The 18,232-nt window shown below is 37.7% G+C and carries 23 protein-coding genes, 1 tRNA gene and 4 pseudogenes; 9 read left to right on the forward strand and 19 right to left on the reverse strand.

Annotation, left to right across the window (positions count from 1 at the left end; translation table 11 throughout):
- Positions 1-15: 15 nt before the first annotated feature.
- Positions 16-726 (reverse strand): annotated as a pseudogene (locus ABZ559_RS11220) (ORF6C domain-containing protein).
- 133 nt (positions 727-859) lie between these two features.
- Here ABZ559_RS11220 and ABZ559_RS11225 point away from each other — a divergent pair.
- Positions 860-1,288, forward strand: a complete 429-nt coding sequence (locus ABZ559_RS11225) for a hypothetical protein (RefSeq protein WP_367006462.1) — start codon at positions 860-862, stop codon at positions 1,286-1,288.
- 110 nt (positions 1,289-1,398) lie between these two features.
- Here ABZ559_RS11225 and ABZ559_RS11230 read toward each other — a convergent pair whose 3' ends face one another.
- Positions 1,399-1,533, reverse strand: a complete 135-nt coding sequence (locus ABZ559_RS11230) for a hypothetical protein (RefSeq protein WP_367006463.1) — start codon at positions 1,531-1,533, stop codon at positions 1,399-1,401.
- Positions 1,526-1,742, reverse strand: a pseudogene (locus tag ABZ559_RS11235) (transcriptional regulator). Before ABZ559_RS11235 ends, ABZ559_RS11230 begins: the two are co-directional and overlap by 8 nt.
- A 59-nt stretch (positions 1,743-1,801) precedes the next feature.
- On the opposite strand from ABZ559_RS11235, the gene ABZ559_RS11240 reads away from it, so the two are divergent.
- A complete protein-coding gene (locus tag ABZ559_RS11240) occupies positions 1,802-1,996 on the forward strand; it encodes a hypothetical protein (protein WP_367006465.1) in 195 nt (64 codons plus the stop codon).
- On the opposite strand, the gene ABZ559_RS11245 is transcribed toward ABZ559_RS11240, so the two are convergent.
- From ABZ559_RS11245 to ABZ559_RS11260, 4 genes are all read right to left on the reverse strand, one after another.
- Positions 1,947-2,312: a hypothetical protein gene (locus ABZ559_RS11245; protein WP_367006466.1), complete on the reverse strand. Its 366-nt coding sequence runs from the start codon at positions 2,310-2,312 to the stop codon at positions 1,947-1,949. The two genes, ABZ559_RS11240 and ABZ559_RS11245, sit on opposite strands and share 50 nt — an antisense overlap.
- Before the next feature lie 13 nt (positions 2,313-2,325).
- Positions 2,326-2,556, reverse strand: coding sequence for a helix-turn-helix transcriptional regulator (locus ABZ559_RS11250; RefSeq protein ID WP_367006468.1), 231 nt, complete (start codon positions 2,554-2,556; stop codon positions 2,326-2,328).
- 223 nt (positions 2,557-2,779) lie between these two features.
- On the reverse strand, positions 2,780-3,355 hold the full coding sequence (locus tag ABZ559_RS11255) for a hypothetical protein (protein ID WP_367006470.1): 576 nt from the start codon (positions 3,353-3,355) through the stop codon (positions 2,780-2,782).
- Positions 3,355-3,513, reverse strand: a complete 159-nt coding sequence (locus tag ABZ559_RS11260) for a hypothetical protein (RefSeq protein WP_321058352.1) — start codon at positions 3,511-3,513, stop codon at positions 3,355-3,357. Before ABZ559_RS11260 ends, ABZ559_RS11255 begins: the two co-directional genes overlap by 1 nt.
- A 352-nt stretch (positions 3,514-3,865) precedes the next feature.
- On the opposite strand from ABZ559_RS11260, the gene ABZ559_RS11265 reads away from it, so the two are divergent.
- From ABZ559_RS11265 to ABZ559_RS11275, 3 genes are all read left to right on the forward strand, one after another.
- On the forward strand, positions 3,866-4,630 hold the full coding sequence (locus tag ABZ559_RS11265; RefSeq protein ID WP_367006472.1) for an XRE family transcriptional regulator: 765 nt from the start codon (positions 3,866-3,868) through the stop codon (positions 4,628-4,630).
- 24 nt (positions 4,631-4,654) lie between these two features.
- The gene (locus tag ABZ559_RS11270) at positions 4,655-5,188 is read left to right on the forward strand and encodes a hypothetical protein (protein ID WP_367006474.1); all 534 of its coding nucleotides are present in this window, start codon (positions 4,655-4,657) and stop codon (positions 5,186-5,188) included.
- 125 nt (positions 5,189-5,313) lie between these two features.
- On the forward strand, positions 5,314-6,381 hold the full coding sequence (locus ABZ559_RS11275; RefSeq protein WP_367006475.1) for a tyrosine-type recombinase/integrase: 1,068 nt from the start codon (positions 5,314-5,316) through the stop codon (positions 6,379-6,381).
- A gap of 59 nt (positions 6,382-6,440) precedes the next feature.
- On the opposite strand, the gene ABZ559_RS11280 is transcribed toward ABZ559_RS11275, so the two are convergent.
- The 5 genes from ABZ559_RS11280 to ABZ559_RS11300 all read right to left on the reverse strand — a co-directional run bounded on the left by ABZ559_RS11280 (position 6,441) and on the right by ABZ559_RS11300 (position 9,832).
- Positions 6,441-6,527 (reverse strand) — tRNA-Ser (locus ABZ559_RS11280).
- Positions 6,528-6,585: 58 nt separating this feature from the next.
- Positions 6,586-7,221, reverse strand: coding sequence for a tRNA (guanosine(46)-N7)-methyltransferase TrmB (trmB, locus tag ABZ559_RS11285; protein ID WP_277291416.1), 636 nt, complete (start codon positions 7,219-7,221; stop codon positions 6,586-6,588).
- A complete protein-coding gene (gene ccrZ / locus ABZ559_RS11290; protein WP_018375776.1) occupies positions 7,221-8,012 on the reverse strand; it encodes a cell cycle regulator CcrZ in 792 nt (263 codons plus the stop codon). The genes trmB and ccrZ overlap by 1 nt, the downstream gene beginning before the upstream one ends.
- 58 nt (positions 8,013-8,070) lie before the next feature.
- Positions 8,071-9,105, reverse strand: a complete 1,035-nt coding sequence (locus ABZ559_RS11295; protein WP_273404745.1) for an ABC transporter permease — start codon at positions 9,103-9,105, stop codon at positions 8,071-8,073.
- Position 9,106: 1 nt separating this feature from the next.
- Complete coding sequence (locus ABZ559_RS11300) at positions 9,107-9,832, reverse strand: ABC transporter ATP-binding protein (RefSeq protein WP_367006477.1); 726 nt, start codon at positions 9,830-9,832, stop codon at positions 9,107-9,109.
- Positions 9,833-9,896: 64 nt separating this feature from the next.
- Between ABZ559_RS11300 and ABZ559_RS11305 the strand changes: the two genes are divergently transcribed.
- Both ABZ559_RS11305 and ABZ559_RS11310 read left to right on the forward strand, forming a co-directional pair.
- Entirely contained in the window at positions 9,897-10,316 is a 420-nt protein-coding gene (locus tag ABZ559_RS11305; RefSeq protein ID WP_273404748.1) for an HIT family protein, read from the forward strand.
- Positions 10,313-10,606: a hypothetical protein gene (locus ABZ559_RS11310; RefSeq protein ID WP_018375780.1), complete on the forward strand. Its 294-nt coding sequence runs from the start codon at positions 10,313-10,315 to the stop codon at positions 10,604-10,606. Before ABZ559_RS11305 ends, ABZ559_RS11310 begins: the two co-directional genes overlap by 4 nt.
- A 139-nt stretch (positions 10,607-10,745) precedes the next feature.
- Here the strand turns inward: ABZ559_RS11310 and ABZ559_RS11315 are convergent.
- From ABZ559_RS11315 to ABZ559_RS11340, 6 genes and pseudogenes are all read right to left on the reverse strand, one after another.
- Positions 10,746-10,844: pseudogene (locus tag ABZ559_RS11315) on the reverse strand (IS200/IS605 family transposase); the annotation flags it as partial.
- 216 nt (positions 10,845-11,060) lie between these two features.
- Complete coding sequence (locus ABZ559_RS11320; protein ID WP_273414356.1) at positions 11,061-12,191, reverse strand: LCP family protein; 1,131 nt, start codon at positions 12,189-12,191, stop codon at positions 11,061-11,063.
- A 9-nt stretch (positions 12,192-12,200) separates the two neighbouring features.
- The gene (locus ABZ559_RS11325; RefSeq protein WP_273414357.1) at positions 12,201-12,722 is read right to left on the reverse strand and encodes a GNAT family N-acetyltransferase; all 522 of its coding nucleotides are present in this window, start codon (positions 12,720-12,722) and stop codon (positions 12,201-12,203) included.
- Positions 12,715-13,158: a tRNA (adenosine(37)-N6)-threonylcarbamoyltransferase complex ATPase subunit type 1 TsaE gene (gene tsaE / locus ABZ559_RS11330; protein ID WP_273414358.1), complete on the reverse strand. Its 444-nt coding sequence runs from the start codon at positions 13,156-13,158 to the stop codon at positions 12,715-12,717. The genes ABZ559_RS11325 and tsaE overlap by 8 nt, the downstream gene beginning before the upstream one ends.
- A gap of 106 nt (positions 13,159-13,264) precedes the next feature.
- Entirely contained in the window at positions 13,265-14,686 is a 1,422-nt protein-coding gene (locus tag ABZ559_RS11335) for an NCS2 family permease (RefSeq protein WP_317335506.1), read from the reverse strand.
- 84 nt (positions 14,687-14,770) lie between these two features.
- Complete coding sequence (locus tag ABZ559_RS11340; protein ID WP_273414360.1) at positions 14,771-15,385, reverse strand: DUF1361 domain-containing protein; 615 nt, start codon at positions 15,383-15,385, stop codon at positions 14,771-14,773.
- A gap of 365 nt (positions 15,386-15,750) precedes the next feature.
- Here ABZ559_RS11340 and ABZ559_RS11345 point away from each other — a divergent pair, with 365 nt between their 5' ends.
- Entirely contained in the window at positions 15,751-16,953 is a 1,203-nt protein-coding gene (locus ABZ559_RS11345; protein WP_367006480.1) for an IS110 family transposase, read from the forward strand.
- Between the two features lie 232 nt (positions 16,954-17,185).
- On the opposite strand, the gene ABZ559_RS11350 is transcribed toward ABZ559_RS11345, so the two are convergent.
- The gene (locus tag ABZ559_RS11350; RefSeq protein WP_367006481.1) at positions 17,186-17,770 is read right to left on the reverse strand and encodes a DUF1361 domain-containing protein; all 585 of its coding nucleotides are present in this window, start codon (positions 17,768-17,770) and stop codon (positions 17,186-17,188) included.
- Between the two features lie 151 nt (positions 17,771-17,921).
- Here ABZ559_RS11350 and ABZ559_RS11355 point away from each other — a divergent pair.
- Positions 17,922-18,194: pseudogene (locus ABZ559_RS11355) on the forward strand (DUF5962 family protein).
- Positions 18,195-18,232: the final 38 nt, after the last annotated feature.

The raw sequence follows: 18,232 nt of genomic DNA on the forward strand, positions 1-18,232 counted from the left end.
TCAGGCTTTTTTGCATTACATTTCATAAGCATTTAACTCCATGATTTTCATTTTGGTGTTAGTGCTTGGTTCCCAAGTCATCCAGTAAGACAATGCTGCATCCGTGAATTTCTTTGGTAACATGTCATATCTGCTGATATTGAAATGTTCTTTGAAATCAATCTCAGCTTCTCTAAATATAGATTGAGCAAATGGCTTATCAGCATAAGCTTGACTATCCATACCACCAAGCCAAGCCACTACTCTAGCCTTTCTCTTTTTCAAAAGAGCCTGCGCTGTGCTAGGATGAATCGGTTGTTCATTTTTGAGATAATCAACATCTTGAGCCAATGCCAACTGCTGCTCTTTCAGTTTCTTCTGACCAGTAAATAGAGCGATAAAAGCTTCATCAGACAAATTCTCTGGCACATAAGCTCCCTGTTGACGAATCTGTGGCAATACCTCACTAGTCACCCAACGTTTGAATTCTTTTGCCTGTGGCAACTTACTGGATAAGATAAGTGAGTAAAGACCAGATTCATTGATGATAATTGTGTTTTGGATACGACCCAAACTATCGGTGAGTCCGTGTTTCACGGAGTCATCCTCATCAACATGTCAAGAAATTGCATCAAGTGGTTTTTGATAACCTAAAATATCAGCCACATCTTTCCCAACAAACCAAGGCTCATTGTTAATGGTTACAGTACGGACTTCCTGCCCGTGAAAAACAAAAATTTCGTTCATAAAATTCCTTTCTAATTTGATATAATAAAAATAAAATGCTTGTGAGGTAACAATGAAATTCATCTATTTAGGACTTATTCTTTATGCAATCCTGTATATTTATCAAATAATAAATGGATTAAGAAAGATACAAATGACACATGAGTTGATTGATACTTTCAACAAAGCATTTGAAAGTAAAGATATTTCTGAATGGAGACATCAATTAGTTCCATTAATGCCAAAATTAAAATACCTCAATCCTTCGTATCCAATAGATGCCCTCAGCTACGATAAAGATGATTATTATTTTCACGATGCTGTAAAAACAATCTACTCACAACTTTTCACTATTCAAGATTACTTACTGTTTGATAAATGGAAAATTTTTAATCCATTGACTCCTCTGAAAGATGTTTTCCTCATACCAAGTAAGATTATCAGATTTTTAGGACTAGACCTAAACAGTATTGTTTCTGCCATCGTAAGCACCATTACGTGGATAGTCATTTATCATGATAAAATTTCAACATTGATAACTAGTTTAAAACCTATCTTTGAGGAATTTTTCAAAAATAATTAATAGCATTACTGTCTCAAATAGGACACAGACAGCTACCTCGAAACCTAATAAACACCAGTTGGCAGCAAATAACGACAACGATAAAAACATTAAGTCTCTTAAAAATATCTTCACACCATTCCCCTCCTTATCTCTCCAAGTGCTAAAATAGTCTCCCACACATCTAGCCCCTCAAGGCTATCTATCATCAGCTGGCTCAGTTGATGATTTTTCTTTTGCCAGTTGGCGATTAGCTTCTTACTCATATTTTTCAAAACTTTCCCAACTCTCAGAAATTCTGAGTTTCTTGTTTACTTTCAGCTTGAGATCATCGCCAGCCATGACCATCTTTCAGTAAACGACTGACCATGGCTGGCGAAACACCTAGCACAATCGCAAAATCAGACCGAGACCAACCACGTTTATGTAGTCGCTTGTTTACCAAATCAATCCATTTTTGATGTTGTTGGCTCATATTTTCCCTTTCTATTTTTGGTATAATTGACTTATCATCACGTAAAGGAGGATAAGTCAATGAAGTCTTTTGACGATTTTGTATCAACTCTCACAGCTCAAAAAGTAACTGAACTGGTAGGTAAAGCAAATCAAACAGCTGCTTCTATTGCCAACTCTGTGCCTGAGCAACAGAAGGAAACGCTCATTGCTGTCACAGCCTACACTACTTCTCTTGAGCTGTTGAAAGAGTATCATGAATGGCTGAACCAATAGCCTGGACGTTTCTTGAGGTTAGTGGTAAAACGCTAGCCTCTTTAATTTCATCTCCCAATACAATCTTGTGTTGGGACTTTTCATTGTCAATATAGGCACTTGCCATTTTTCTAACTCGACTTGCAACCATCTCGCAAATCGTGACTGTCTCGACTGGGAGATCTGGATACTTATCAAAATGAAACGTACGAGTTTCCAATTCGGACAAGTTATCACACTCCTTCAAAAGTTCCAGAAATGCCGATTCAGCAATGGTATCAATAAGTTTGACAGTTGTTTCAATGACAGGTAAAAAATTTGTTGTGAGTTTTTCCATCCCCTTATCCTTTCTATAGTTGATTAAGACCACTTTTCGTGGTCTTTTTAGGTAAAAAAATATCATTGATATTATGTTTTAAAATATCAGCAATTATGAACATTTCTGTTGACTTAAAATCTGTATATCCTAGCTCCTTTGAACGATATGAAACCTCAGAAATATTCAATTTCTCAGCCATCTGCTTTTGTGTCAGATTGGCTTTTTTTCTCAATTCATATAATTTAATCTGCAATAAATCCACCTCTTTCTAAAATATTTGACGTCATGACTAGCCGAGGAATCGAACCACGAAAAAAGACCAACCTAGCCACCTGCTCCTTGTGCTATAATAAAATGTACCACCATCTCTACAGAAAGGAGCAAGGATATGGATAAAAAACAAGCCATTAAAGAACCCAAGATGAAGAATAGTCAGACAAGCCAGACGGCTCAGACAACTGATAAGGTTCGTTTCCCTCAACCTTCTAAAAATAAATGATTTTGATTTTCTTGTCAAAATTAAGATAAACGTCACTTTGAATATCATTTTCATCTAAATAAGTCATTAGTTCTGCTTCCGTTCTAGGCCTTTCATCGTTATGGCCAACAAACGAAGCAAGAATTAGTGATTTTTCTTCATAGTTACCGTTTATAGCCTTAATAACACCACTTGCGATAATATTACCAGAGAAATCAATGACAAATCGATTCGGCTTATCTTCCTTAAACATCATGTCCCACAAGTGCATATCAACTTGCTGTGCTAAGCCATGCTTTCCCCTTAGCCAATTGCTAAAGTTATAGGCCATATCAAGAAAGCAATGAGCTGAAATAGTGAAAATGATAGCAGAAATAATTGCTCCTACAATAGACCAAAGCATGCTGTCACAAAAGTGTCTAAAAACAAGATAAATGAGATAATCAAAAGATGACATCAAGCCAATCAGAAATTTTCGATCTGACTCTCCACCAATATCCCTATCTCGAATTCTAACAAACAGCCAATAATTCAAATACCCAAAACCACCAACAGCAACAATAGATTGAATAACTTCTTCCATCACTTCACCACCAACCAAATAACTAATCCTATAAATCCGATAACCAAGACAGCTGGTAACAAACCACCTTCAAACTTGACGGTAGTTTTCACTTTGCCATCTTTACTGACTTTAGTACCTTCCAAGTCTCCAAATAAAACTTTTTTCCAGTCCATCATGTTTCCTCTCTTTTCTTGCAGAGATAGAGCCAATGTGCTAAACTATACCTATCCCCTCAAGGGGGAGGAGGCTTTCGCCTCCCTACTCAATCAAGCTACCGCTTGATTAAGTATTTGAGTTTAAGCTTGAACCAAAAGATGTGTAGCTCGAATTCTACTTCTTTGTGTTCAGGCTTTTTGTTTAGCCTTGACTGCATCAGCTCTACCTCCTTTCTCGGTCATTTCCTTGACCTTGATTATATTATAGACCACGTTTCGTGGTTTGTCAATATTTTTTTTTTTGAAAAAATAAAAAAAGTTTTCTTTCCGTGGTTTTTATGTTATTATTTAATTGCAAGAAGGAGGTGATGAAATGGACAAAGAAGAAATTGCTGTCTTCATAGGTGAAAAAATTAAATATTATCGGAAATTAAATAATTGGACTCAAGAAGAATTAGGTAGAAAAATTGGAATAGGAAAAAACGCTGTTGGTAATTATGAACGTGGCTTTCGTTCCCCTAAAAAAGATACTGTATTTGCTTTAGCTAATGCTTTTGATATTTCTATAGACGATTTATTTCCACCTATAGATAAAAACTCCACCTCCACAGAAGCCCCTAAAACCGTTTCTGACGAAGTTTTGAGATTGGACAGGGATTTATACAAAGATAACCACAAAAGCTGGATAAACTACGGAAATAAGCTCCTAGATAAACAAAATACAGTAACATACAGTAAGAATACAGTAAACAAACCACAAGCCACCTACTACACCTACAACTACTACGACCAACCCGCTTCAGCTGGTACAGGTCAGTATCTAAACGATGTACAAGTTGAACAGCTTGAATTGCCAGTAGATATAGACGCTGACTTTGTAGTCCCCATCTACGGAGACTCCATGGAACCCGAATACCACTCAGGCGACTACGTCTTTGTAAAACTATCTGTAGACCTCTCAAATGGTGATATTGGCGTATTTGAGTATTACGGCGATGCTTATATTAAAGAATTAGTAATTGATGATTCTGGGGCATACCTACATAGTTTAAACTCTAAATACGACGACATACCAGTTGATGCCGATAGCGACTTTAGAATTATCGGTGAAGTTGTTGGAAGATATTCAGAAAAATAAAACAATGCAATATAGGAGAATATTATGAAGAAAGTTACATTAGGCACAATCACACTACTATCTATCTTGACTTTGGCAGCTTGCTCATCAAACAAAGAAAGTACAACGACATCTAGTAAGGAAAAAACTGAACAATCATCTTCGACTACTCAGTCAAAAACCAAGGTAGATAATAGCAAATATAATGATACTATCAAAGAAATTAAAGAAAAACTTGACCCAGATAACACTGGCGGTGTAACAGTTGAAATTGAAAATAACGTTACCGATTCTGAATATCCTGATGGTCATAATATCATCCGAGTGTTGCTGACAGGAGAGTCACAAAAAGCAGCTAAAGAAGCTCTGGATGCTGTCTATTCGAACACTGCAACGACAGACCAAAGCAACACTATTACTCTATTTAGAATGACAATTTCTGAATTAGCTAAAAATTTACCAGACGATACAACAACTATTGATTTTGGTTACGAACAATCTGCTGATCAATACGACTTAATCGCTAAATCTTCAAAAACAAAAGACGTTATCCCCGTAGGTGACCTAATTGTAGAATAAAAAAAGCCCTACGCTCGACAGTTTGGCGACAGAGAGCGTAAGGCAAATCATATATAGTAAAAACCTGCTTTTCAGTAGGCCTCTTTACTATACCCATTTTATCAGAAAGTGAGGTAAAAAACAACATGGCATCATTTAGAAAACGTGGAGACGCTTGGGAATATAGGATAATCTATCAAGATATAAATGGAAAGCGACGTGAGAAATCAAAAGGAGGGTTTAGAACCAAAGTCCTTGCAAAAGCATCAGCCCAACAAGCTGAGCTGGAATTAAGTACAGTTTCAAGCGAACTTCTAGATATTACTGTACTTGATTATAATGAACGATGGGCAGAAATATACAAAAAACCACACGTCACAGCTAAAACATGGAAAACCTATACTAAAAACTTCAAACACATCAAACGCTTTTTTGGCGAGAAGAAGCTCAAAAATATCAATCACACCCTCTATCAACAAATTTTAAATGAATTTGGAGAGACAGTCGCACAATCAACGCTTGAAAAATTCCACTATCAAATCAAAGGAGCCTGTAAAATGGCTATCCGAGATGGTATCATTAGAGACAACTTCGCTGAAGGCGCCATTGTCAAAGCGCAGAAGTCTGGTAAAGCAGAGGCTGAAAAATTTATGGAGGAAGATGACTATCTAAACTACCTAAACTTTGCGAAAGCAAGAATCAGGCACGCCTCCTACCTGACAACCTACATTATTGGGGTAACTGGTCTGCGTTTCGCTGAAGCTCAAGGGCTTACCTGGAACGACATCAATTTTGAAAATGGCTATGTTGACGTCAATAAGACATTTGATTACTCGATTTCTCAGAACTTCGGACCAACTAAGAACGAACAATCCATTCGACAAGTTCCTATTGATCAAAACAGTCTAAAAATACTCAAAAACTATAAAGAAAATTACTATCAAGAAAACAAGCTAGGTCGTATCTGCTTCGGTACGTCAAATAACGCCTCAAATAAAGCCATTAAGAGAGCGACTGGTGAAAATTACACCAACCACTCTTTAAGACACACATACGCCTCCTATTTGATATATAAAGGGGTAGATTTAATATCTGTCTCTAAACTCCTTGGACACGAGAATTTAAACATTACTCTGAAAACATACGCCCACCAAATCGAAAAATTGAAACAAAAAAATGACCAAAAGGTCAAAGAGATTTTTAACAAAATATAAAATCGGTGGGCAAATGGTGGGCAAACACCCTTAAAACCTTGTTACATCAAGGGGATAAAAGGAGAGGAGGGGATTCGAACCCCCGAGCCCCGTTAAGGACTACACGCTTTCCAAGCGTGCGCACTCGGCCACTATGCGACCTCTCCAAGATAAAAGTTGGCAAACCAACTTTTCCATTATAACATGCTTTTTCAAAGTTGACCACTAAAATGTTGCTTCAACTCGATAGATAACTTGCCCTTTATTTGAAAATTTTTCTTCGTACTCGGTCATGACATTTCCTTCAAAATCACTGGCGTGCAAATCTAGCCAGACCTGTTTAAGAGCCATACCATACTGAGAAAAACTGACCAAACTGTATTCAAATAAGCCACGATTATCTGTTTTAAAGTGAATCTCACCATGTTCAGGTAATATTTTTTTATATGTGTCCAAAAAAGATTTATAGGTCAAGCGGCGTTTTTCATGCTTTTTCTTTGGCCAAGGATCTGAAAAATTCAGATACAGGAGGTCTACTTCGCCATCAGTAAAATAATTAGTCAGGGCTGAACCATCAACCAAAAGCAGCCTGATGTTAGGCGCTTGACTTTCTAGAACCTTATCCAAGGCATAGCTAAGCACTGACACTTGGATATCAATTCCGATGTAGTTGATATTTGGATTTTTCAAAGCCATCCCTGTGATGAAAGCACCTTTTCCAGAACCAACTTCAATATGGATAGGATTGTCATTACCAAAAATGTCATGCCAACGTCCCTTAGCTTCTTCAGGATTTAAAATGACATAGTGTGGGTTATTTTCTAGGTGCTCCTCGGCACCCTTACGTTTTCTAACTCGCATTATTTCTTTCTAACGATTTCTCTAAATTTACGCAAACCATAGATTTCTTGATTGACGTGTTCCATATCACGTTTATCAAAACAATTCAAAATTTGGGAAAGGTAAGAAAATTGACCATACCAGGCAATTTTTTCTCGCACTTTCTCATTGTCCTTATAACCATAATAAGCCAACCACTCATGCCATCGGGAGTAGGGAATATAGTGGCTCAACAAATAAGCCACATCATACATGCGGTCAGTTAAGCGTACCGAATCCCAGTCCACCAAATAAATCATACCACTGGTTGTAATCACCCAATTGCTATGCTTAATATCTCCGTGCACAATGGTAGCAACCTCAGAACGAAAAGGCGGCAAACTGCGTTTAAGTTCCTTTACAATGGATTGGAGATAGGTATTTTCTCGAATTTGTAAAGGTGCGTTATTTTCCCAAGCAAGCAGTAAATCGTAAGGATTTTCAATCTTGTAATTGAGTTGCAAGAGTTGGTTAACTAATGGTTTTGAAGTGTGCAAACGTTGCAAAATATGGGCAACTTGCTTACTACCCATATCTTCACGCGTCAAAATACGACCATCTAGCCATTCCTGTGCGCTCATAGTATCTCCATTACCCAAGCGCTTCGACCACAAAAGTTGCGGAGCAATTTGTTCCTTGGCAAGGGCTGGCAAAATGGGAGTTGTGTTGACTTTGACAAAGATACGCTCACCACTTGTATAAGTTCCTATATAAGCCTTGCCGCTTTTTCCTCTTAAGGGGGTCAGTGTGAAATCTTGTTCGGATGCTGTCACCTCGCCACCCTCCTTTTCTCAATGAATCATTTAGTCTATTTTACTTGTTTTACAGAGCTTAGTCAATCATCGTCTTTATTTTGTAAGGAAGATACAATTTTGTAATAATTAAAATGGCCACAATCAAAATGACCCCAGCCTGCCATGACAAGGTCAAAAATAGTTGAAACACAGCCAGCAAGTAAAGCAACTTTTCCAAAAAAGACTGTAAATTTTTGGCTTTAGTTTCTCCAGAGATTGGATAAAGTTTTACCAAATACTGGTAATCAAAATGATGATAGAGCGCTAGCAATTGAAAAATCAAAAGATAATCAAAAGTCAGTGTTAAACCTATCGCAATGAGACGGTTAGACACAAAAATCAAAGCCAGAACACTTAGCAGAAATAGACGCAAGGTTAGAGCTAGATAATCTGAACTCCGTAAAAAGGCACGAAGGTAGAGATTGGACCACAGTTTGGCAGAATTTTTTTTGACAATAGCTAAGAAACCATCCAAATACGATCGCCTTTTAACACTACTTGAGATACCTTTCACATTGGTGAAAAGTGAATAAAATTTGAGAATAGACTGTTTGCGCCTCATTTCGTAGGCAATAGCCCTATCCCAAGCTAGACGCCCATCATCAAAAAATACTCTCGATTTAGCTTGCATAATAAAGTATTTGACAATTAACAAAATCCCTACCGCAATGATAAAACCTATAACCGATAAACCTAATTGAAAGAAAATTGGAGCTAACAGCACAAGAACAACTGTCTGCAACATTCCCCAAATCACAAAAGAACGAACCTTAGCTCGACCAATCCAAACTGTAAGTTCTGCTTCTTTGGTCAAGAGAAACTGTTTGTCAGCCGGTTCCAAGTAAGAAGCAATTTGCCCCACACTCAGCAGCACAGCTATTGTCACCACTAAAATAACAATAATCGGAAAATGATTACTTGGAAAGTTTTTCAATAGACTACTATATTGAAACATGAGAAATCCCATGAAAAAAACCAAAACCAGCACAAAATGATCATTAAGGACATAGCGTAAATATTTTAGGCATTGATTAATAAAAGCAGAGCGACGTTTTTGAAAAAGCTTTGTCATATTAAACCTCTTTCGTCAAAGCCATATAGATATCGTTGAGACTAGCCGTGCTGTCAGCAAATGTTTTCTGTAATTCTTCCAAAGTCCCAACTGCCCGCACCTGACCTTGATGTAAAATCACAAAACGATCACACATTTTCTCTGCAGAATCCAAAACATGGGTTGACATCAAGATTGACTTGCCTTTAGCCTTCTCCTCAGCTAATAAATCTGTCAAATCTGCAATCGCCAAAGGATCCAAGCCGAGAAAAGGCTCATCAATGATAAATAAACTAGGATCAACAATAAAGGCACAAATAATCATAACCTTCTGCTTCATTCCCTTAGAGAAATTGATAGGAAACCACTCCAACTTATCGGATAGACGGAAGATTTGTAATAACTTTTCAGCACGCACTAAGGCCTCATCTACAGGAATATCATAGGCCATCGCCACTGTTTCGATATGCTCACGCAGAGTTAATTCTTCATAAAGACTTGGTGTCTCAGGAATGAAACCTATCTTTTTGCGATAGTCAGCCTGATTTTGAGAAAGGCTCAGCCCATCTATGCTAATCTGACCTTGATAAGGCTGCAATAGACCAATGATTTCATTGATAGTCGTTGATTTTCCAGCACCATTAAGCCCAATCAAACCGACCAATTCTCCATCAGCCACCTCAAAGGAAATATTTTTTAAAACAGGGATATTAACATAACCACCTGTTACATTTTCAATTTTTAACATAAGTATCTCACCATTTTTTTGATATAATAATTATAACAAAATCAAAGAATTATAGGTGCTTCAAATGGAAAATTGTATTTTTTGTAATATTATTGCTGGTGAAATCCCATCATGTAAAGTTTACGAAGACGACCAAGTTTTAGCTTTCTTAGATATTTCACAAACCACAAAAGGTCATACCTTACTGGTTCCAAAAGAGCATGTCCGTAATGTTCTTGAAATGTCAGAAGATACTGCTGCTACACTTTTTGCTCGCTTACCAAAGCTCGCCCGTGCCCTCAAAAAAGCAACTGGGGCGCCAGCCATGAATATCATCAATAACAATGAAGAATTAGCTGGCCAAACAGTCTTTCACGCCCACATCCACCTCGTGCCACGCTACCATGACAATGATGGCATTGAGATAAAATACACCACACATGAGCCTGATTTTGAAGTCCTTGGAAAAATGGCAGAGCAGATCTCTCGCGAGGTTCAATCATGAAATTAAAATCTTTTATCACACTTAGTCTCTTAGGCTATGCTGGCTATCAAGCATATAGATATCGCGATCAGATTACTGAAACTATCCAAGATTTTTTAGAACGCAAAGACAATATTAGCTCTGATCTAGACAATATCAGACGCAACCTAGACATTATTAACCAAGAAAAAAATAACATCCAACAAATCAGTCAGGACTTATCTTATAAGTTTAGGGTTTTTGGTAAAGAAACTCAAGCACATCTTGATGAAATCAACCGTATCACATCAAAATATAAACAAGTCAAGTAAAATATGATACATCTTATACTCATTTAAAATCAAAATTAGCTATCTACTAATCAAATTGAATATAGAGAATTTCAATTTTGAAGTTTTCGAAAAGAGAATGGCTAGTCAAAATCTATGATTTCCAATCTGAACTTAGATATTGATTATAGATTACTTTTCGTCTATACTTGGGGGGAAACACAATGTGGTATTTACACATCCACTTTGTGTGAGATAAACTATGTGCCTTTTGTGCCATATTTTGCTCCTTTCGCTTTACATTAGGCTTGAACACCTTTATTGTATCGCGTTTGGAGTTTTTTTGGTATAACCAGCGATGCGCACCCGCATAGCGGGTGGTTTATTTGTTTCGCACCTGCGGAGCGAAACGGACTGAAAGTCACATAAAACAAAAAAATTGAGCAAACTGTTTTGTTGCAGTTTGCTCAATTTTTTTCTGTCTGATTTTTATTTATTATTGATAGCCATAAGTTTGATAAGTCTGATCTGTATAGCCTTGATCATAAGTCTGATTGTAACTATCTGTTCCAGAGTAGGTAGCATCAGCAGCTCCAGTATCATATCCTCCATAATCGCCATAGAGATTTTCATATAAAACAGCTGTTGTTTTCAATTCTTCACTCTTGGTCAAATCAAGTTCTGACTTAATTGTATTTTGAATTTCTAGCAAATGCTCTGATGTCACGAGCTGATAAGAAGTTCCGTTTATCATCGCATCCTCACCTTTTAACTGGTAGGTTTCAATTTTTTTCAAAGCATCTTGGTAGCCTAAAAGATTAGGAATTGTTTTGGACGATATTTCAATATTAGTCTGCATGTTTTTGCTGACAGCTGATAAAATTTTTCGGTAAGAACTGATACTATCCAAAGCAAGTATTTTTTTCAGCACTTTTTGAATAACTTCGCGCTGACGTTTTTGACGACCGTAGTCCCCTTCTGGATCATCATATCTCATTCGAGCATAGACTAAGGCCTGCTCTCCATTAATATGATGTGTCCCAGGTTCAACCGTTGCTTCATACTCTGGCTCATGTTCTGATATAGAGATAGGGAAGTCGAAAGAATTAGTAACAGTGATTCCATCCACAGCATCAACAAGGTCAACTAAACCTTGCATATTGATTTGCATGTAATAATCGATATCAATATCTAATAAGTTTTGAACCGTCATAATGGCCATTTGAGCTCCGCCTGAAGCATAAGCAGCATTCAGCTTAGCTTCAACACCATTCATATCATTATCTTCAGAACCGGTTAAGTTTATCAAAATGTCACGTTCCAAACTTGTCATAGTCGTTTTTTGGGTTTTAGGATTGACTGTTACCAAAATCATGGAATCGCTATTGCCTTCCCATTTTGATTTTCGCTCAGATGAACCTGTGTCAACTCCCATCAAAAGGATAGAAAAAGGTTTAGTCTGTTGAATAGCCTGACTGTCAGTATCCGATGTCTTATAATTCTTAAAGGTTTTTGACAACTCGCTTGTTGAAAAATTATAGGCATTTGTGACATAAACTCCAATTGCAACTACAGTTGTTAGTAAAATCGCCCCAAGCATGAGAACTATTTTTTTTCCAATTTTCATTATTCTAAATCAATCTATCAGTTTCCCCATTAGGCAAACATCTAGAAACTCTCCATCCTTTGTTTTTACTCCACGTTTTTTTAAACCTTCAATTTCAAAACCAAATTTTTGATAGATATGAATAGCCCTTTTATTGCGTTTTTGAACAGTAAGTTCTAAGCGACGAATAGTGTTACTGTGTTCAGCCCAATCTAAGGCTGCCTCCATGAGCATCTGTCCCAAACCATAGCCCCAATAATCTTTTGAAACTGCTAAAAAGACTTCACCAATATGACTTACTTGCGAAGAAGATTCCGCGGAAACATTTAACACACCAACAATTTCTTGACCAATACGTGCCACCAAACAAATCTGATTGTCAGATAACTGGCGATCTTGGATAAACTGAGCAAGAGCCCTCTCAGTCATAAGTGACTTGTCATCATTGCTCGTCAAAAAATCTGTTTCCGTTTCAACCTGTTTGATAAGGTTAAGCAAACCAGAAGCATCCTCAGCTTCTGCTTCGTAAACTAGCACTTCCCGCTCAGCCATTTTGCAAATCCTCTAAAAGCTCCTGACTGCGTGTGCCATGTGCATCGAACCTCACCTTACGACCATCAATGTCTCGCTCTATAAAGACCTCCAAATAGTCATCTAGCAAGTCTGAACTAAGCAGTTCCCCCCACTCAATCACAGTTACACCTGCGCCATACAGGAAATCATCCAAATCAATAGAATCTGGATCGTCACCAATACGATAAACATCCAAGTGATACAGTGGTAATCGCCCCTCATATTCACGAACAATGGTATAGGTTGGGCTCTTAATCATTTGTGAGATTCCTAGGCTTTTGGCAATTCCCTTAGTTAAGGTTGTCTTGCCAGCACCAAGGTCACCCGTTAAAACCAGAACATCACCTGCTATCAGTTTTTTGCCGATTTGCTCACCAATGGCAATCAGCTCTAACTCATTTCGACTATAATACATGGCAACATTATACCAAAAAATATCTCACCTTCCAAGCAAGACCCGAAAGTCATCAGATTAAAATTATTAAAAAAACTGGGAAAACCCAGTTTTAATGCTATCAATCTTATAAAATTGCTAGACTGATAAAGTTTAAAATAAACAAGATATCCAAAATCCAAAGAATTGCATGCACATCTTTTGCTTGACCCTTGACAATTTTAACAACAGTATAAGTCAAGAAACCTGCTGCAATACCGTAGGTAATGCTATAAGTGAAGCCCATAAAAATCGAAGTAAAGAATGCTGGAACAGCTTCTGCCATATCGTCCCATGTGATATTCTTAAGATTTGAAAGCATCATCACACCAACAATGATAAGAATCGGTGCAGTTGCTTGCGTTGGCACAATGGAAACTAGCGGGCTAAAGAAACTTGAAATGGCAAAGAGTACCGCAACAACCAAGGCTGTCAGACCAGTGCGTCCTCCCGCACCAATACCAGCAGCTGATTCAACATAAGTTGTTACATTTGAAGTTCCTGCCACAGCTCCGACTGTAGTAGCAATCAAATCGGAATACAAAGCCTTATCCAAAGCCTTAGACTCATGGTTGTCACCTGTTGTTGCAATGATACCAACCTTTTCACCAGTACCAATCAAGGTTCCAATAGTATCAAAAATATCTGTCAAAGAGAAAGCAAGGATTGCCATCAATACACCAGGAATACGTGACACATCTGCAAAAAGCGAACCTAGACCTTGGCTACCGAGTGCTACACCAAAAATGGATTTCAAATCACCAAATGAAGCAAATAAGTTTGTAGCTGCCCAGTTAACACTTCCAAGATCTACAACTCCCATGAAAATACCAATAACAGTCGTTGCTGCAATTGAAAGGATGACGCCACCACGAATCCCCTTAATAATAAAGACGATAGTAATCAAGAGACCGATTAAAGCAAGGATAACTCCTGGGTTATTAAATGCTACCAAGCCGGGTGTTGCAGAAGAATTGGCAGTAATTGAAGCCAAACCTTTCGCTGCACCTTTACCAGCTACCGTATAAGTTCCTGGGTCAACCGAAAATTTCAAGAAACCTGCATTTTTAATGCCAACATAAGCAAGAAAAATTCCAATACCAGCTGAGATCGCTGATTTCAATGTTGCTGGGATAGATTCAATGATCATTTTCCGAACTTTTGTAACTGTGATAATCAATGAAATCACACCACAAATGAACACCATGGCCAAAGCTTCTTGCCAAGTGTAACCTAAAGCAAAAACAACCGTATAAGTAAAGAAAGCATTCAATCCCATTCCCGGCGCTTGAGCATACGGTAGATTTGCATAAAAGGCCATCATTAAGGTCCCTACAACAGCACCAATAATCGTAGCTAAGAAAACACCTTGAGCAGGCATCCCAGTTTGAGCGAGCATTGATGGATTAACAAACAGGATGTATGACATTGCAAAGAAGGTGGTCAAACCTGCTGTGACTTCTGTACGAACATCTGTACCATGCTCTTTCAATTTAAAAAACTTTTCCATGAAAGTTTAAGTCTCCTTACGACATTAAATTATTCGGATTTGTATTATTTCCCGAACGACTTAACCATTTTATCAAAACATCGTTCACTTTTCAAGAGACTTATTTTGAATTTTATTGTCTAAAAAGACTAGGCAAAGCACCTGAATAAAAGTAAATCCTAACACAAAATGCAAGGCATCCCAGCTAACAACCTCTACAAGTTCATGAATAACAGTCATCGGACGAGTTGCAATATCCCAAGAATTCAATCTAGCATAGCGTCCGATATGAATGGCAAAACTTGACACAAAAGATAATCCACCAATGAAGAGGAGTCTGAGAATATAAGAATTTAAGCGCAGTACCCCCGTTATCAAATTAAAACTTTCAATCCCACAAAGCACTCCAAATAGAATACTCGAAACATATAAAAGGTACAAGATAAGACTCTGTTTGTCCCAAAGAACAGTACTCGTGAAATGCATATGAACAATATCTGTCAACATATAGAAAGTATTTGGATAAAAAAAGAGCCACATACCTCCAGCTAATACTCGTAACAGTTTCTTTTTGATCACTACCGTAATAACAGCAAAATCTAAGGCAATTAGCGCTAAAACCATATTCCAAATCAAATCTGGACCAGATAAATTGTAATAGCGAATACCAAAAGCTATGACTAAAAAAAAGAGATGGATAAGACTTAACTTTTTGAACATCAGTTTTCCTCCTCACTAATTGACACTTATTATAACAAAAATTTCTTAAGCTTTCCTGATTAAAGAATGCGCAAGTCGCTTCTTAAAAAGGTCCTCATCTATCTACAACAATAAAAACATACTAAGATTAGTAGTGAGGAAATCTCTGACGGGAGGAAGTACTCACTACTTTTTTCATTCTCAAGATGATAAAGTAGAGGTGTCTTGTTAAGTCGATGCTTCTTTTGACGCTAGACGTCGCAACAAAAACTGGCAAGACACCTGTTTTAGGAAGAATGTTATCAAAGTATGTGGGACGCTAGACGTCGAGTATTGAAAATGACATCTCTAAAACAAGGAATCATTCAAGACAAAGAGGTAATATCATGCGTGCAGTTTTTGGGATTGATGTGAGTAAAGTAAGTTCAGAAGTGGCCATTCTAGTCAACGGCGAGAAGGTTCATGGCTATACCATGCCCAATGATGCCATTGGCTTTGCTCGGCTACTTGGCGATTTGAAAACCGTCCACAAGCCAGAAATCATCTTTGAAGCAACAGGCGTCTATTCTCGTCGTCTTCAAGCTTTTCTGGATGAACATGGCTACGCTTACACACGGCTCAATCCCTTAGAAGCCAAGAAGCAACTGGATAGCTTGCGTGTGCGGAAAACAGATCAAATTGACGCTGAAAAACTGGCTCAGTCCCAGTTTGTGCTGAATCGTAAACCGACCTATGTCCAAGAAGAAGTCTATCAAGATCTGCGAGATTCAAGTCGGTTCTATCAGAACTTAACTGAGGACATCGTTCGAGCTAAAAACCGTCTGCACAAGGTCTTACAGGTCACTTTTCCTGAATTGGAAACTATCTTGTCAACACCAACTGGGGAACAATACTGGAACTTAGTTACTGCGTTTCCTTGCAAGGACTTCGTGCTTGAGTTAAGCAAGGATGAACTCTCAAAGAGCATCCGTCTGTCCACTTCAAAACGGATTTCTGACGAGCGTGTGGCCTACTTAGCAGAGAAGCTGACAGCACTAGCTAATCAATCTTATTGTGCCGTTAAGAAAACCTCTCCAATGCTGGAAGAGGTGCGTTACTATGCAAAAGAATTGCTTAGACTTTCTGAACAGAGACAGGCAGTCTTAGACCAGATGGTGGAAATAGCTCAACCTTTACCAGAGTATGACATTCTGCTTTCTATTCCTGGTATCGCTGAGACGACTGCAACAAGTATTATTGGTGAACTGGGAGATATTCGCCGTTTTCAGTCTGCCAATCAAATCAATGCCTTTATCGGTATTGACCTAAGACACTATGAATCTGGAAACTTCATCGCTAAGGAATACATTACCAAGCGTGGCAATCCCTACGCTAGAAAGATTCTGTTCAAGTGCATTCACAATATCGCTTCAGCTAGTCACACTAATCCTTGCCATATTGCAGACTTTTATGAGAAACGAAAAAGACAATCGCAAACGACTTCAACCAAGCCACACACGATTGCCTCTATACATCGTCTCATTCGGACAATGTATTACCTCATAACGCATAACAAACTTTACGATTATACTTCAACCCAAAATCAGTAAAATTGTTTATGCCATATTATTGTAACACCTTATTTCAAAAATCACAAAATAAGGTGTTGGTTTTGTATACACTTTTTATGTAAATCTTTAGTGTAAAGTAAGGTCACTTCCCTATTTTGATGACTGTATGAAAATTATTTTTTCTCTAAAACCTTGATAGGCTTGACAAATGGTAGAAAAAGAAATTCTCAAACGAAGAGAATTTCCGTATAAGAATAGTTATATTACAATTCTATTCATCCCCCAACAACAATAGAAGCATCACCTGAATAGTTGTCATACCAAAGATAAAGGGAACATTAGCAAGCGAGATGCTCGAAACTAGTTCGTCGGTGAAATTAATCGGACTGGCCAGTAAATCACCACGACTCAAGGTGGTTACACGCCCGACATGTAAAATAAAAGTGGCTATCAAAGCGATAATTGGCATCAAAACCATCTGAACATAAATATTCAACTTAAAACTCTTCATAATCAAATGAACGCTCAGAGTTCCGGCAACCAAAGCAAAGACCAAACTTCCCAAATAAGCCATGAAAGGTCTCATTGCAGCATCAGTCCATATAGCTTCGCCGCCCCAAGAAACCTCAGCAACACTTAACAAACTCGCAACAGTTGAAGGATAGAAAAAACACCAAACTGGCAAAGCAAGCACCTTAAATAAATTGTTTTTCGAGTAATAAGCCAAAAAGCCCATCTCTAAAGTCACTAAGGCAAAAATCGTATTTTTCATAATGCCATCAACAGACGGATTGTATTGCCAAATGCTAAAAAGAATTATCAAAACAAATAGGTGACTAAAAATAATTTTGTGCATTTCAACTAAAAACCTCTCCACATTCTCAGATTTCATTATATCATACTATTTCGTATAAAGATAAGCCAGTCATTCAAAAATTAGTAATAGGATAATTCTAAAATGACGTTAGCCACTTAGGGTATGAAAAAACATCTCAGAGAGATGTAATATAGTCACCACAACGAGATGCGCTAAATTGGAAGAATGGTTAGCACAAGGTTTCACAGGCCCAAAAGACTGATTCAACTACCTAAACTTAAAGGAACAATATGAAGATGAAAACCTTGATTATAGCTTTTCAAAACGAGAGATCATCATTATCACTCGTGAGGATGGCTTCCCAAATCTTGATGAAGCACTAAAAAATTATCTTGACCTTGTTGCCCAACTAGATGATCTGGACAAGGAACAAGCTAATTACTACCGTAAGCATTTGGTTTAGAAAGTGGTGTAAGGTATGATGGAACAGATAGTGCAAAC

The organism is Streptococcus sp. ZY19097 (genome assembly GCF_040731245.1).
GTDB lineage: Bacteria > Bacillota > Bacilli > Lactobacillales > Streptococcaceae > Streptococcus > Streptococcus orisratti.